Origin of the sequence: Pseudomonas sp. BMW13 (assembly GCF_013357275.1) — a bacterium.
Lineage (GTDB): Bacteria > Pseudomonadota > Gammaproteobacteria > Pseudomonadales > Pseudomonadaceae > Aquipseudomonas > Aquipseudomonas khazarica.
The window spans coordinates 238,952-252,854 of record NZ_SUKD01000013.1 but is presented as its reverse complement, the minus strand read 5'-3'; the positions used below and the strand labels follow the sequence as shown (position 1 = coordinate 252,854).

The following is a 13,903-nucleotide window of genomic DNA, read 5'->3' as shown; positions in this document are numbered from 1 at the left end:
GAAGGGATCTGCTGGCGGTGGCACGGCCGTGGCCGCGTCATCCGCCCGTTACCATTTACCGCTGCTCATGCCGCCATCGACCGGCAGCACCACGCCCGTGGTGAAACTGGCGCCAGCCAGGTACAGCACGGCCTCGGCGATGTCCTCGACCTGCCCGATGCGTCCTGCCGGTTGCAGGCCCTTGAGGAAATCATGAGTCGCCGGATCGTGCATCGGTGTCTCGATGATGCCAGGTGCCACCGCGTTGACCTGGATATTGTGCGGCGACAGCTCCAGCGCCAGTGCGCGGGTGACCTGGTTGAGGCCGCCCTTGATCAGCACCGGCAGCGCGGCGGGCACGTCGATATTGGCCTGCAGCGCGATGGCCGCGGTGATGGTGATGATCTGCCCCTGACGACGCTCGATCATGTGCGCCGCAGCCGCCTGGGAGGCATAGACCACGCCCTTGAGGTTGGTCTCCAGCAGGCTGTCGATATCCTCCGGGCTGTAGTCGAGGAAAGGCTTGGGCAGGAAGAAACCGGCGTTGTTGACCAGCACATCGACCTGGCCGAACGCTTCGATGCCGGCATCGATCAACTGGCGAGCGGCCTGCGGCCGGGCGATATCGCCTGCCACGCCAACGAAACCGGCGGGGCTGCCCAGTTGCGCCCTGGCCTGCTCCAGCCGCTCGGCGCTGCGCGCGTTGCCCACCACATTGAACCCCTGGGCGAGGAAGGCCTTGGCCAGGCCGAAGCCGATGCCGCTGGAGGCACCGGTGATCACTACCGTTCTGTTGTTGCTCATGTCGTTTCTCCCGCTGAGAAGGCGCCCTGGGCGCCGTTGGGAGAACTATATTTTTGCCATGAAAGCAGATAAATATGACCTCAATAACTTCAGTTGATACACGGTGTAATCAATCATGCCGCGCCAATTCGACGATGTACTGCTTGGCAGCATCGAACTGTTCTGCCTTGCTGCCGAGCTGGGCAGTTTCACCGCGGCAGGGCTGGCCGCGGGCGTGACGCCGGCGGCGGTCAGTCGCTCGATCGGCCGGCTGGAGGAACGCCTGGGCTCCAGACTGTTCTTGCGCACGACCCGCAGCATTCGCCTGACCGAAGGTGGCCGTGGCTACTACGAGCAGTGCCGCCAGGCGTTGACCCAGCTGGTCGAAGCGGAGCGCGCGGTCAGCGGCCAGCAGCAGGAACCCTCGGGGACGCTGCGCATCAGCCTGCCCACCACCTATGGGCACCACCGCATCCTGCCGCTGATGCCGGAGTTTCGCCGCCGCTACCCCAAGGTGCAGGTCGATATCCACCTGGGCAATCGCAACATCGACTTCGTCGCTGAAGGTTACGACCTGGCCATCCGCGTGCGCGCGCAGCCGGATTCGAGCCTCATCGCGCGGCCGCTGGAAGACGCCCGCCTGGTGGTGGTGGCCACTCCCGACTACCTGGCACGCGAAGGCGTCCCACAGACGCTGGACGACCTCGAGCGGCACGACTGCATTCAGTTCGAGCTGCCCAGCAGCGGGCGGCGCATCACCTGGCTGTTCAACGATGACGGCGAGGAGCGGGAGGTCGTCAGCGCCGGGGGCTGCACCTGCTCGGACGATGTGCTGAGTGGCGTGACCCTGGCCAAGCACGGCGCCGGGTTGTTCCAGACCTACCGCTTCATCGTCGAACGCGAACTGGCCGAAGGCTCGCTGGTCGAGGTGCTGCAAGCGTTCGCCGGGCGCTCGCGGCCCTTCACCCTGCTCTATCCGAGCGGCAGGCACATGCCGTTGCGTCTGCGCGCCTTCATCGATTTCATCATGGACAAGCAGCGCCAGTGGAGCACCTGAACCTTGCCCGCCTCAGACGGCGCCAGCCTCGGCGCCGAGCGCGGCATGCGTACGCAGTTCCTCGTCGATGAATGCGGCAATCATCGCGCGGTACACCTGCTCGACCACCTCGGCCGAGGCCCCGCGCTCACTGGCGAGCGCCCGCACCTTGGCGATGACCTGCTCGACGCGTGCCGGGGCACGTACATCGGCACTGTCCTTCTTGAACCGCGCCGCCTGCGCGACGAAACCACCGCGCCGGGCGATGAGCTCGACCATGGCGCGGTCGATCTCGTCGATACGCTGGCGCACGTCCTCGAGGGAGCTGCATTGCACGTCCATATGATGATGTCCTGTGGTGATTCACGTCGGGGCCATCACGTTAGTGAGCTGACGGCCAGACGTCCAGCGCAACGCCCTGCGACGCGACGCCGACAGCCGGCTTCAGTGGTACTCGATGCGGTTGCGCCCGCCGCGCTTCGCGCAGTACAGGGCGATGTCGCTACGTGACAGGGCGGCCTCGACGTTGCTGTCGTTGGCGGTGAGCGATGAGATACCCACGCTGACGGCCAGGAATATCTGCTCGCCGGCATGCAGGATCGGCGTCCTGGCCAGCTCGCTCTGGATGCGGGTGGCGAAATGCGTGGCCTGTTGCTGGTCGGTCTCGCTGAGCACCACGGCGAACTCTTCGCCGCCCAGGCGTCCGGCGGTATCGCTCTTGCGCAGCTGCGCGCAGAGGATGGTGGCGAAGTGGCGCAGGGCCTGGTCGCCGACGTTGTGCCCCCAGCGGTCGTTGATGGTCTTGAAGTAGTCCAGGTCGAACATCAGTATCGCCGCACTCTGGCCCGAACTGCGTTGCAGGCGCGCCAGCTCGATCTCGAGCTGACGCATGAAGTGACGGCGATTGGCGAGCTGGGTAAGGAAGTCGGTGGTGGCGAATGCCTGCAGCTCGGCCTCGATCTGCTTGCGCTCGGTCACATCGGTCATGAAACCGTGCCAGAGCACGCTGCCGTCGCCCTGGCGACGCGGGCAGGCCTCGACCTCGCACCAGACCACGTCGCGCCCCGGTACCTGCACGCGGAATTCGTGGTGCCAGGGCGTCAGCTGTTCGGCGCAGCGCGTGAAGGTGTCCAGGAAGGCGTCCTGATCATCCGGATGGACGACCGTCGTCAGCGCCTGGGCATCCTGCATCAACTGCGTGGCGCTGAGGCCACAGATCGCTTGCGCACCGGCACTGACGTAAGTGAAGGCAGGCTCACCCTGCAGCGGGCGCAGGAACTGGAAGACCATGCCGGGTATCTCGTTGGTGAGGTCCGTCATCAGCTCGACGGTCTGCTGCACCTGATCGGACAACCGGCGTATGGCGGTGATGTCGGTGGTGGTGCCGATCATCCGCAACGGCTGGCCATCGCTGTCACGCTCGACCACCTTGCCACGGCTGCACACCCACTTGTACTGACCATCCCGGCAGAGCAGCCGGTGCTCCACTTCATAGGCCTCGGTGCGTCGCTCGAGGTGTGCCTGGATGGTCGCACGCACGTAGTCGAGTTCGGACGGATGAACCCGCGTGTAGCTCTCTTCGATGCGGTTGCCGATTTCATGGTCGGCATAGCCCAGCAATGCCTTCCAGCTGCTGGAGTAGTGAATCTCACCGCTGCTGACGTTGCGGTCCCAGATGCCGGTGCCACTGCCGGCGATGGCCAGCGCCATGCGCCGTTCGCTCTCGCGCAGGGCCGCCAGTTCATGCCGTTGCCTGACGTCCTTCGCCTCCCGCTCCAGCAGATCGAGCGCCAGCCAGGCGAACTCCTGCAGGGCCTGTTCCTGGCTGGCGTCCAGCAGCCGATGGGTCTCATCGAGCAGATAGAGGCAACCGAGCTGCCCGCCCTGACACGCCAGCAACGGCCAGACCACCAGGATGCGCAGGTGCTGGATCTCAGCGAGTGGACCGGCCTCGCGGGCATCCGCGATCTGCCGTCGTTGCGTATCGCTCAGCCCGGCACTGGCCCAGATACGGCGCGTGCGCCCCTCGCCCGCGACCAGCACGCAGGCCGGTACAGCGAAGTGGGCACAGATCAGGCGGACCATTCCGTCGAACCGCTCGTCATTGGCGCTGGCAGTTGTATTGATCGACCCCAGGGGCTGCATAGGACGTCTGCTTCGCTTGGACCGCACAAGACATTGATAGTGATACGCCATTAGTACGCTGGCGTCTAATCGTTCGTCACGCGCCGGCCCGGGGAGCATTCCCGCGCCAGGCACTCGCCGAGTGGCCATGGACGCGGAGCGGTCCCCTGCCCCGAGCAGGAAAGCGCTCTATCTCGGCTATTGCACCGATGCCGGGAGATTCATGGATGGTCGAACGCAGATTATTTGTTATGGTATAACATACACATTCGCACACTTCAGCGAACGCACCGAACGGCCCATCCGTGATCGGCCATGCGCACCTCCCTCCCAGAAACGCAGTACTAGGATCCCCGATGAAAACCACCTCGGCCTCCCTCGCCGTTCTGTCGGCGCTGGCATCGACCGACCTCCACGCCGTTCGCCCCAACGACGCCAGCGTCTCCCTCGGCGCCGTCTACGTGACCCCCGAGAAACGGAATGTCCTCGGCACCGAACGCATCCTCACCTCGGTGGACGTGATGGGCAGCGAGCGCATCGAACAGCAGAACGTGAGCAACAGCTGGGAACTGCTCGGCCAGATGCCCGGCATCCAGCTGACCGAAACGCGCATGGGCGCCGAGTCTGGCAAGGCGACCTTGCGCGCCTTCAATGGCGAGGGCTACATCAACGGCATCAAGGTGCTGATCGACGGTATCCCGAGCAACGTCAACAGCGGCAACCAGCGCTTCATCGACATGCTGTTCCCGCTCGACATCGACTACATCGAAGTGGTGCGCGGCACCAACGATCCGCGCTACGGCCTGCACAACATCGGTGGCAACATCAACTTCGTCACGCGCCAGGGCGGCAACTACACCGACGGCCGCGTCACCTACGGCAGCTTCGATACCCGGGAGGTGCAACTGGCACTGGGCCGCGAGGAAGGCAACTTCGCGCAGAACTACATCCTCGCCAAACAGGACAGCGAAGGCTTCCGTGACCACAGCCGCTCCAACAAGTACTCGCTGGGAGGCAAGTGGTTCCTCAGCGACGACGCGCAGGCCTTCAGGCTCGGCCTGGTCGCCCGCCTCTATCACCATCAGGCAGAAGAGCCGGGCTTTCTCACCGCCAGCCAACTGGCCGCCAGCCGCACGCAGTCAGCGGAGAAGAACGGCAACGACGACAGCGACCGCGACATGAAGCACCTGAGCCTGCATGCCGACATCCGCCTCGCTGACGCACTCGAGCTGAGCAACAAGCTCTACTACAACAGCTACGACGATGACCGCCGGGTAACCTTCAGCGACTACCAACCCGGCAACGCCCCGCGCCAGCGCCGCCTCTGGAACGAGCGCCAGACAGGTGTGCTGAGCAACCTGACCTGGCGCGCCAATGACCTGCTGGCCCTCGACGGCGGCATCAACCACGAGCAGCAGAACAACGAGTACCAGCGCTATCGGTTCAACCATGGCGTGCCCACGAACTTCGATGCCACGCCAGCACGCGTACAGAATGACGAGCGCTACACGCTGTACAACAGCGGTGCCTACGTGCAGGCGATCATCCAGGCCAGCGAAAAGCTGCAGATCATCCCTGCCTACCGGGTGGACCGGTTCTCCGGCAACAGCGAGATGCCCGGCGGGGTGAAGGCCGAGCTGCAGGACTACGGCTGGATTCGCCAGCCCAAGCTGAGCGTCGTCTACAGCCTGAGCGAGGACATCAACCTGTACGCCAACTGGGGGCGCACCTTCCAGATCCTCACGGGCTCGACCAACCCCGCCTACCTGACCGCCGGACAACCGCGCTACAGCCCGTCGATCAACACCGGCAAGGAAATCGGCATCAAGTTCAAGCCATTCGCGGACAGCGAAGCGCGCATCGCCGTGTGGCAGCAGGACGCCACCGACGAAGTGGCCAACATGCCGGCAACCGGCACCAACGTCGGCCTCGGGGAAACCCGCCGGCGTGGCGTCGACCTGCAGATCAATGTCTCCCTGACGGATCGCTGGAGCGTCTGGGCATCCCATTCCTATCAGGAAGCCAAGGTGATCAGCGCGTACTCCGGCGGTGAATCGCTGGCCGGCAAGGAGGTGTTCTCCACGCCGCGCTACATCAGCAACCTGGGCACCGACTACCAGTTCGACCACGCCTGGCGCATCGGCCTGCAAGCCCGCGCGCAGGGTGACTACTACATCGACGAACACAACGCCCAGGGCAAGTACGGCGGCTTCGCGGTGCTCGATGCCAGCATCCACTACCAGCTCGACGACAGCACCAGCCTCGACCTGCAACTGAAGAACCTGACGGACCGTGAATACGAGTACGTGTGGTTCGACAACTTCTTCTGGGGCGGTGACGACCAGGCGATGTTCTCCCCGGCACCAGGTCGCTCGGCGTACCTGTCGATGAACATCAAGCTGTAGCGCCGCGTGCCGGAATCGCCGATCCGCAGGGTCGGCGATTCCGGCGCCTGCGATACGTGCCGCCTCGCACCGCCGCCCGCTGACGGCGTGGGCGATCAGAGATACTTCAGCCAGCGCATGTCCCGCCGCCGCGCCTTGAGCCGGGCGAACCAGCGCGTCGGGGCGAACAGCAGCAGCGCGAGCGCCAGCGTCATGAGCCAGATCCAGTGCACCGCAGCGAAGCCGAAGTAATGCCCCTGGTTGCTCCCCCAGATCGCCAGGGCCGCGATGTAGAGCAGCTTCAACACGTACAGGTGCAGCAGGTAGAAGAACATCGGCGCACTGCCGAACACGGCCAGCGTGCCCACCATGCGCCCGTCGTTGCGCCGCTCGAAGGCCGCCAGCAGCAACAGACCAAGCCCCAGCGTCAACGCCAGGAACAGCAGTGACGGCGGGTACTTGGTGAGGTTGAACAGGCTCATCAGGGTCTGCATGCCCGTCGCCTCGACCGCCCAGGGTTGCTCGCCGTAGCCATTGAGCAGACGCAGCACCACGAACAGCACCAGTGCGGCGCAGCCGGCGACGCACAGGTAGCGGCTCCGCTGCTGCGGCGCGCAGGTGCCGCGAAACCAGGGGCCGAGCGCATAACCCAGGGCGATCACCCCGATCCACGGCAGCAGCGGGTAGGACGTGCGCAGGCGCACGGAGTCGCCCAGCAGGATCCAGCCACGCTCATGCAACACCGCCCAGGGAATGTGCAGCGCCGACTGCGGGTCGACATGCAGCCCATCGAGCAGGTTGTGCCCCGCCACCAGCAGCAGCCCCAGGCCCGCCAGCCAGGCCCTGGGCAGCCACAACAGCAGCGCCAGCGCCAGCATGCTCAGGCCGATGGCCCAGATGACCTGCAGGTAGATGACCGTGGGCGGAAACTGGAAGGTCCAGGCAAAATTGACCAGGGTGAACTCCAGCACCAGCAGAAAGAGTCCGCGCTTGAACAGGAAGGCACTGGTCGCCGCCCGGCTCATCTGCTTCTCGCCGTAGAGAAACGCCGAAAGCCCGGTCAGCAGAATGAACACCGGCGCACACAGGTGCGCCAGGGTGCGGCTGAAGAACAGCGCCGGATCGGTGCTGCTCACGTCCATCGGGTCTGCGACCTGCTGATGCAGGTAAAAGGTTTCGCGAACGTGATCGAGCAGCATGAGAAGGATGACCAGGCCGCGCAGGGCGTCGATCGAGTGCAGACGTGAGGAGGACATGGACGGCTTCGGCAGGGGCTGAATGAAACGTAATACTGTAACTTTTCAACCACTCCCGGTGCCAGCGAAACCGTCAGGCCTGCTCGATCAACGCAGCAGTGCCGGTACCTTGCGCCGCAACAGCTCGATCAGCTCTGGCTGCATGTAGGCATAGTCGTCGGGGATATCCAGGCAGATCACCCGCTTGCCCGCCAGCGCCTGCCGGTACTGGCGCGTCAGCTTGCTGCGGTGGTTCTTCTCCATCACCAGGATCACCGTCGCCCAGTCGAGCTGCTCCGCCGAGACGCGCACCTCGGCGTCGGGAGCCAGCCCGGCCGAGTCGGTCTCGATGTCCGGCCAGTCAGCGAATACCCGTTCGGCCGTGGGGCTGCGCAGACGATTGCGGCTGCAGATGAACAAGGCACGGATCACTCGCCGGACACCTGCTCGTAGAGTTCGACCGGTTCCACCTTGCCCTGGCTACCGCAGGCGGCGTGGCCCAGACCGAGGTGACGAAAGCCGGCCTTGAACAGCACGCGCCCGGACTGCGGGTTGCGCGCCAAGTGGCTGGCATGCAGACGGCGCAGGCGCAGGTGGCGAAAGGCGAAGTCCACCAGCGCATTGCACGCTTCGCTGGCATAGCCGCGACTCCAGTACGGCACGCCGATCCAGTAGCCTACCTCGGCCTCGCCACGGCTGATGTCCTTCAGCGCCATGCAGCCGACCAGCTTGCCGCTGTCGACCTCGGTGATGATGAAGTTGGCCGCGGCTCCGCTGGCCCACTCCTCTGCGCAGCGCTCGATCCAGCGTTGCGCCAGCTCGGGCGGATAGGGATGGGGAATGCTGCGGGTGACGTCGGCGATACGAAAGTCGCCGGCCAGGCGCTGCACCTCGCTGGCATCCTCGGGTTGTGGCGTGCGCAGCAGCAGGCGCTGGGTTGCGATTCGCGGCTCATCCATTTTGCCACCTCGTCAGGACTGTTCAGGCCGGCACGGGGCCGATGGGGTAGAACTGCCCATCACTCCACACGCCCAGCCAGGGTTCTCCGTCGACCTCGCGCTCGATCGCCAGTTCCACCAGCTGATAGAACACGTTGCGGTGAATCAGCGCCTCGAGGTTACGCCGTACCAGAATGTAGGGCGAGGGTTCGAGTGTCACAGGATCGATCTCCACGCGAATGGGGTGCTCAGCGCCACCAACCACCTCGTCCTCGACGTTGGTGGTGAAGCGCAGGCGCTGCGACTCGCCCTCCCCCTCGACCTGCAGGGTGACGGCCACGAAGGGCGCATCCTCGACCTGGATGCCGACCTTCTCCACCGGCGTGATCAGGAAATAATCGTCGCCATCGCGGCGAATGATGGTGGAGAACAGCCGCACCATCGGCTTGCGGCCGATTGGCGTGCCCAGGTAGTACCAGGTGCCGTCGCGGGCGATGCGCATGTCGATGTCGCCGCAGAAATCCGGGTTCCACAGGTGCACGGGCGGCAGGCCCTTGCCTTCGCCCTTGGGAATCTGCGCCAGCAGGTCGCCCGCCTTGCCTGGATCGCTCATGCTCTCTCCTCGTCCGTTTCCGCGAACGGTCAAGGATACACCCTGGGGCAGGCTTTGACCTCGAAGGCCTGCGGCTGACTGGCAGGGGGCGCCCGGCGCCCTGTGCAACGGATCAGCGGCCGAGACCGATCAGGCTGCGCGCATAGTCGTGCAGCGGCGGGCCGATCAGGTCCTGGGGCTGGGCGTCATAGAACGTCAGGAAACCGCCACGACTGCGGATGCGCGCGGTGTCCACCAGGTAGCGGGTGTTGGTCTCGATCAGCATCAGCTGGATCGACGCGCGGTCGGTGCCGAGTCGATCCAGCGCCTCCTGATCCGCCCATTCATCCTCGTTGCCGATGCGGTCGTCGCTGTAGGCGAAACGGCTGTAGAGCAGGTAATGGGCGCCTGCCGCGCGGGCCTCGGCCATGGCCTCCTCCAGGCCCAGCGGCTGCTTGGCGCGGCGCACCAGCGGAAAGTATTCGACGAAGCCCTTGAAGGCCTCCTCCGCCACCACGTTGGGACGCGGATAGCCATGCCCCGGCGGCACGAAATGGCCCTGGGCGATGTAGATGAAGGAGTCCTGCTGCAGACGCCGCGAGGCCATGCGCTCGGTGCGCCCGTGGTCGAGAACGCCGGCATCGCGCAGGTGGTACTCGGCGCCATCGGCCAGGTCACTCACCTTCATGCAGCCAGCCAGGCCCAGCAGCGCCACCAGTAGAAACAGGTTACGCATGAATCGATCCTCCTCATGCCGGTGACGGAAAACCGGCGGATAAGGCATAGATGCAGATTCTGCGCCAGGCTGCTCAAAGCCCCCGCTGCCACTCCTGGCGCAAGTTCGCCTGCTGCGGTTGCTCGATGGCGCTGCGCACCTGGGCCAGCAGGCGCGCCTTGTCACGACCGAGGTTGCCCTTGAGCACCAGGTAGTTGGAGGCATGATCGCTGCGAAACACCGTGTGCTGCAGCTCGAGCCCGGCGAGCAGACGCTCGACCTCACCGAACAGCTGCAACTGGCTCAGCGGGCGGTAATCGGCGAACTGCTCACGAAAGCGCGCCTCGCCCATGGGAAAGCTGACCACCAGGGTGGACAGGTATTCGGGCTGCGCCTCGTTCATCAGCCGCGCCGAATTGTCTGCGTGCTGATCGCTGAGCGCCTGGCCGCCGAGCCCGTTGAGAATCATCACCGAGCGGGTGATGCCGGCCTGGCCGAGCTTGTCCAGCGCGCTGAGGCTGGAGTCGAAGGTTTCCCCCTTGTTGACCCGCGCCAGCACCTCGTCATCGCCGGACTCGCAGCCGACATAGGCCATCTTCAGGCCGGCATCGGCCAGCTCCTTGAGTTCCTCGACCGATTTCTTGCGCAGGTTGCGCGGCAGGCAGTAGCTGGAAACCCGGCGCACCTCGGGCATGTGCTCGCGGATGGCCTGCAGAATGGCCAGCAGGCGCCTGGTCGGCAGCACCAGGGCGTCGCCATCGGCGAGGAACACCCGGTTGACGATCAACTGCTCGCCTGCGCGACGGATCTCCTCCAGCACCTGTGCCTCGTCCCGGGCGCGGAATTTCTTCTGCGCAGCGGTGTACATCTCGCAGAAGGTGCACTGGTTCCAGGAGCAGCCATTGGTGACCGGCAGGATCAGTGACTGCGCCTCGCTCGGCGGACGGAAAACCGGCTCGATGTAATCGATGGGGAAACGGGCAGACATTCGCGGCACACTCGCAAAGGGAAAGCCCGCACAGTCTATATGGCTGCGGCGTGACTGCCGAGCCACGCCGCGCGCAGCGGTACAGCGGCGGCGGCGTGTCAGCCGCCGATGATCTTCATCACCGTGACGCCACCGGAAAACGCCAGGTCCTGCTTGTCCCCCAGCGCCTTGACCAGCAGCCGCTGCAAGGCCGGCAAGGCCTGGTGACGCGGCTTGTCCAGCAGGTCACCGACGAAGTGGCGGTTGCTCGACGACAGGCAGCCGTGCAACCAGCCGGTGGACGACAGGCGCAGGCGCGAGCAGGTCCGGCAGAACGGCACGCTTTCGTTGGCGATCACCCCGAAATGACCGGCGCCAGGAATGGCATAGCGCATCGCGGTGGCATCCACCGGCGCACTGGCCTGCACGTACTGGTGGCGGCCGCCGATCAGCTCGAGCAACTCGGGCAGCCCCACGAACTGCTGGTTGAAGGCATTGGGGTCGCGCGCCAGGTGGCCCATGCGCATCAGTTCGATGAAACGCAGCTCGAAACCTCGCTCCAGGCAGTACTCCAGCAACGGCAGCACCTGATCGAGATTCTGTCCGCGCAGTGGCACCATGTTGACCTTGATCTTCATCCCGGCCTCACGCGCCGCTTCCATGCCGGCGAGTACCGTGGCCAGGTCGCCGCCCCGGGCGATGCCACGGAACGCATCGGCATCCAGGGTATCGAGCGAGACGTTGAGACGACGAATGCCGCACTCGACCAGCAGCGGCAGCTTGCGCTCCAGCAACTGGCCATTGGTGGTCAGGCTGATGTCGTCGAGGCCGAACTGGCTGACCTGACGCAGGAAGGGCTCCAGGCGCGTGCTGACCAGCGGCTCACCACCGGTGATACGCAGGCGCTCGATGCCGGCTGCCTCGATCAGGTAAGCCACGCCACGCGCCATGGCGTCGGCAGAGAGTTCGTCCTGTGCGGCGACCAGGCGCTTGCCGTTCGGCACGCAATAGGTGCACGCATAATTGCAGGCGGCGGTCAGGCTGACGCGGAGGTTGCGGAAGCGTCTGCCCTGGCGATCGACGATCATGGAGAACTCCAGTGGAGGAATGGGCTGGAGTATATCGCCATGTCGGCCACGGGACATTCCCATGGCCGACATGCAGGGGTCAGGCGTCGCGCTTGCGCTTGTTGCCCATGCGCACGCCGATGTCCATGAGGAACTGGAAGAAGCCTTCCTGATCCTCGAGCACGTTGCTCCAGAACGGCGAGTGATACAGCGCCACGGCGCCGTGCACCAGCGCCCAGGCGGCGCAGTAGTGGAAGTACGGCGGCACGTCTTCCAGCTTGCCTTCGGCGATGCGGCCCTTGATCAGCTGGGTCAGGCGCTCGAAGTTGGAAGCACGGATCTTGTGCAGCTGCTCGACCATGTCCGGCACCTGGTTGCCCTTGACCACCTTCTCTTCCAGGCGGTCGAACAACCGGTAGCGCTGCGGATCACGCATGCGAAACTCGAAGTAGGCACGCGACAACGCTTCCTTGTCGCGATCGACATCGGCCGAATGCAGCAGCTCGTTGAGATCACGCTCGTAGTCGAGCATCAGGCGCAGGTAGATCTCCGCCTTGGACTTGAAGTGCTTGTAGATAGTGCCTTTGCCGATACCGACCGCGTCAGCGATCATCTCGACGGTAACGCTGTCTTCACCTTGCTCGAGGAAGAGTTTCAGCGCGGTATCGAGAATTTCTTGTTCGCGGCGACGGAATTCGCGGACCTTACGGGGTTCTTTCTGCATAAAGGGACTACGGGGTCAAAAATCGAAGCGGCCTATTATGCCCAAATGTAGCCAAATTGCACGGATCATCCGACCATGTACGTGTTTCATGATGAGTTTCCCCAGGAAGAAGGGCTGCGTTATCTCAACCATGCGGCGGTCGCACCCTGGCCGAAACGCAGTGCTGAAGCGGTTCGGCGGTTCTCGGAAGCGAACGTGGCCCACGGTGCGCGTGACTATTCCGACTGGCTGAAAGTCGAGCGTAGTCTGCGCGAACGCCTGGCGCGCCTGATGAACGCACCGAGCACAGGCGATATAGCCCTGGTCAAGAACACCTCCGAGGCGCTGTCCTTCGTCGCCTTCGGGCTGGATTGGCGCGCAGGCGATCAGGTGATCATCAGCGACGAGGAGTTTCCCTCCAACCGCATCGTCTGGCTCGCCCTGGCCTCACGGGGCGTCGAGGTGATCGAGGTCGGCCTGAGCGGCGGCGACCCGGAAGGCGCCCTGCTCGCGGCCATCGGCCCGCGCACGCGCCTGCTCTCGGTCAGCGCGGTGCAGTTCGCCAGCGGCCTGCGCCTGGACCTGCCACGCCTGGGCCAGGGCTGCCGCCAGCACGGCGTGCTGTTCTGCATCGATGCCATCCAGCAGCTCGGCGCCCTGCCCTTCGACGTGCAGGCCTACGACTGCGATTTCGCCATGGCCGACGGGCACAAGTGGATGCTCGGCCCCGAAGGCCTGGGCGTGTTCTATTGCCGCACGGCGGTACGTGATCGTCTGCAGCTGCACGAGTACGGCTGGCACATGCTGGAACACGCCGGCGACTACACCCGCCAGGATTGGCAGCCGGCGCGCAGTGCCCGGCGCTTCGAGTGCGGCAGCCCGAACATGCTCGGCGCCTTCGCCCTCGATGCGAGCCTGTCGCTGCTCGAGGCGGTCGGCATGCAACGGGTCGGCGAATACCTGGAACAACGCGTGCAGCAGCTGAGCGAGGGTATTGCCAGACTGCCGGGCGCCACGCTGCACAGCCCGCTCGCGGCACAACGCCGGGCCGGCATCCTCAACTTCAGCCTGGCCGGTTGGGACAATGCGGCGCTGTATCAGCGCCTGCGCGAGGATCAGGTGATCTGCGCGCAACGCGGGCTCGGCGTGCGCCTGTCACCGCATTTCTACACCTCGCAGCGGGTCATCGAGGAGACGCTGAACCTGCTGGCCCAGCTGGCAAAAGGGTGAGGACTCAGCAGCGCCCGGGGTATTCCAAATCTGTTTAAAAAACACACGATTTGCTCTGGACGCCCGGCCAGCATGGCCAATACTGAAAGTTACTGACGCGCGGCATCTCCCCCCAAGTGCCCCGTCAGCCGAGGTACCGTGGACCGCGTA

General features: G+C 64.9%; 14 protein-coding genes. 3 read left to right on the top strand and 11 right to left on the bottom strand.

All coding sequences use genetic code 11. From position 1 onward, the window contains the following. Positions 1-48 precede the first annotated feature (48 nt). Positions 49-783 (bottom strand): SDR family NAD(P)-dependent oxidoreductase, encoded by a 735-nt coding sequence (locus tag E4487_RS11840; protein WP_150608958.1) that lies wholly within the window; start codon positions 781-783, stop codon positions 49-51. 115 nt (positions 784-898) lie between these two features. On the opposite strand from E4487_RS11840, the gene E4487_RS11835 reads away from it, so the two are divergent. Further along, positions 899-1,819, top strand: a complete 921-nt coding sequence (locus tag E4487_RS11835; protein ID WP_175253417.1) for a LysR family transcriptional regulator — start codon at positions 899-901, stop codon at positions 1,817-1,819. 12 nt (positions 1,820-1,831) lie between these two features. On the opposite strand, the gene E4487_RS11830 is transcribed toward E4487_RS11835, so the two are convergent. Then, positions 1,832-2,140 (bottom strand): chorismate mutase, encoded by a 309-nt coding sequence (locus E4487_RS11830; RefSeq protein ID WP_037048490.1) that lies wholly within the window; start codon positions 2,138-2,140, stop codon positions 1,832-1,834. Positions 2,141-2,242: 102 nt separating this feature from the next. Beyond that, positions 2,243-3,943: a sensor domain-containing diguanylate cyclase gene (locus tag E4487_RS11825; protein WP_175253416.1), complete on the bottom strand. Its 1,701-nt coding sequence runs from the start codon at positions 3,941-3,943 to the stop codon at positions 2,243-2,245. A 335-nt stretch (positions 3,944-4,278) separates the two neighbouring features. On the opposite strand from E4487_RS11825, the gene E4487_RS11820 reads away from it, so the two are divergent. Beyond that, positions 4,279-6,327 carry a TonB-dependent receptor gene (locus E4487_RS11820; protein ID WP_175253415.1) on the top strand — a complete coding sequence of 683 codons (2,049 nt, stop codon included), beginning with the start codon at positions 4,279-4,281 and terminating at the stop codon, positions 6,325-6,327. A 95-nt stretch (positions 6,328-6,422) separates the two neighbouring features. Here the strand turns inward: E4487_RS11820 and E4487_RS11815 are convergent, their stop codons facing one another. The 8 genes from E4487_RS11815 to E4487_RS11780 all read right to left on the bottom strand — a co-directional run bounded on the left by E4487_RS11815 (position 6,423) and on the right by E4487_RS11780 (position 12,544). Beyond that, the gene (locus E4487_RS11815) at positions 6,423-7,562 is read right to left on the bottom strand and encodes a DUF1624 domain-containing protein (RefSeq protein ID WP_175253414.1); all 1,140 of its coding nucleotides are present in this window, start codon (positions 7,560-7,562) and stop codon (positions 6,423-6,425) included. An 87-nt stretch (positions 7,563-7,649) separates the two neighbouring features. Then, on the bottom strand, positions 7,650-7,973 hold the full coding sequence (locus tag E4487_RS11810; protein WP_175253413.1) for a low molecular weight protein tyrosine phosphatase family protein: 324 nt from the start codon (positions 7,971-7,973) through the stop codon (positions 7,650-7,652). Beyond that, a complete protein-coding gene (locus tag E4487_RS11805; protein ID WP_134676216.1) occupies positions 7,970-8,500 on the bottom strand; it encodes a GNAT family N-acetyltransferase in 531 nt (176 codons plus the stop codon). The genes E4487_RS11810 and E4487_RS11805 overlap by 4 nt, the downstream gene beginning before the upstream one ends. 22 nt (positions 8,501-8,522) lie before the next feature. After that, the gene (locus E4487_RS11800) at positions 8,523-9,092 is read right to left on the bottom strand and encodes a DUF1285 domain-containing protein (RefSeq protein WP_150608946.1); all 570 of its coding nucleotides are present in this window, start codon (positions 9,090-9,092) and stop codon (positions 8,523-8,525) included. Positions 9,093-9,204: 112 nt separating this feature from the next. After that, positions 9,205-9,807 (bottom strand): DUF4823 domain-containing protein, encoded by a 603-nt coding sequence (locus tag E4487_RS11795; RefSeq protein ID WP_047591245.1) that lies wholly within the window; start codon positions 9,805-9,807, stop codon positions 9,205-9,207. 73 nt (positions 9,808-9,880) lie between these two features. Beyond that, entirely contained in the window at positions 9,881-10,774 is an 894-nt protein-coding gene (locus E4487_RS11790) for a radical SAM protein (protein ID WP_037048511.1), read from the bottom strand. Between the two features lie 98 nt (positions 10,775-10,872). After that, positions 10,873-11,841: a GTP 3',8-cyclase MoaA gene (locus tag E4487_RS11785; protein ID WP_047591247.1), complete on the bottom strand. Its 969-nt coding sequence runs from the start codon at positions 11,839-11,841 to the stop codon at positions 10,873-10,875. 79 nt (positions 11,842-11,920) lie between these two features. Then, positions 11,921-12,544: a TetR/AcrR family transcriptional regulator gene (locus tag E4487_RS11780; RefSeq protein ID WP_037048515.1), complete on the bottom strand. Its 624-nt coding sequence runs from the start codon at positions 12,542-12,544 to the stop codon at positions 11,921-11,923. 75 nt (positions 12,545-12,619) lie between these two features. Here E4487_RS11780 and E4487_RS11775 point away from each other — a divergent pair, with 75 nt between their 5' ends. Next, entirely contained in the window at positions 12,620-13,753 is a 1,134-nt protein-coding gene (locus E4487_RS11775) for an aminotransferase class V-fold PLP-dependent enzyme (RefSeq protein WP_175253412.1), read from the top strand. Positions 13,754-13,903: the final 150 nt, after the last annotated feature.

Excerpts from the sequence above, each read along its gene's own strand:
- E4487_RS11840 (WP_150608958.1), bottom strand. The coding sequence starts at position 783 with ATGAGCAACAACAGAACGGTAGTGATCACCGGTGCCTCCAGCGGCATC.
- E4487_RS11835 (WP_175253417.1), top strand. The coding sequence starts at position 899 with ATGCCGCGCCAATTCGACGATGTACTGCTTGGCAGCATCGAACTGTTC.
- E4487_RS11830 (WP_037048490.1), bottom strand. The coding sequence starts at position 2,140 with ATGGACGTGCAATGCAGCTCCCTCGAGGACGTGCGCCAGCGTATCGAC.
- E4487_RS11825 (WP_175253416.1), bottom strand. The coding sequence starts at position 3,943 with ATGCAGCCCCTGGGGTCGATCAATACAACTGCCAGCGCCAATGACGAG.
- E4487_RS11820 (WP_175253415.1), top strand. The coding sequence starts at position 4,279 with ATGAAAACCACCTCGGCCTCCCTCGCCGTTCTGTCGGCGCTGGCATCG.
- E4487_RS11815 (WP_175253414.1), bottom strand. The coding sequence starts at position 7,562 with ATGTCCTCCTCACGTCTGCACTCGATCGACGCCCTGCGCGGCCTGGTC.
- E4487_RS11805 (WP_134676216.1), bottom strand. The coding sequence starts at position 8,500 with ATGGATGAGCCGCGAATCGCAACCCAGCGCCTGCTGCTGCGCACGCCA.
- E4487_RS11800 (WP_150608946.1), bottom strand. The coding sequence starts at position 9,092 with ATGAGCGATCCAGGCAAGGCGGGCGACCTGCTGGCGCAGATTCCCAAG.
- E4487_RS11795 (WP_047591245.1), bottom strand. The coding sequence starts at position 9,807 with ATGCGTAACCTGTTTCTACTGGTGGCGCTGCTGGGCCTGGCTGGCTGC.
- E4487_RS11790 (WP_037048511.1), bottom strand. The coding sequence starts at position 10,774 with ATGTCTGCCCGTTTCCCCATCGATTACATCGAGCCGGTTTTCCGTCCG.
- E4487_RS11785 (WP_047591247.1), bottom strand. The coding sequence starts at position 11,841 with ATGATCGTCGATCGCCAGGGCAGACGCTTCCGCAACCTCCGCGTCAGC.
- E4487_RS11780 (WP_037048515.1), bottom strand. The coding sequence starts at position 12,544 with ATGCAGAAAGAACCCCGTAAGGTCCGCGAATTCCGTCGCCGCGAACAA.
- E4487_RS11775 (WP_175253412.1), top strand. The coding sequence starts at position 12,620 with ATGTACGTGTTTCATGATGAGTTTCCCCAGGAAGAAGGGCTGCGTTAT.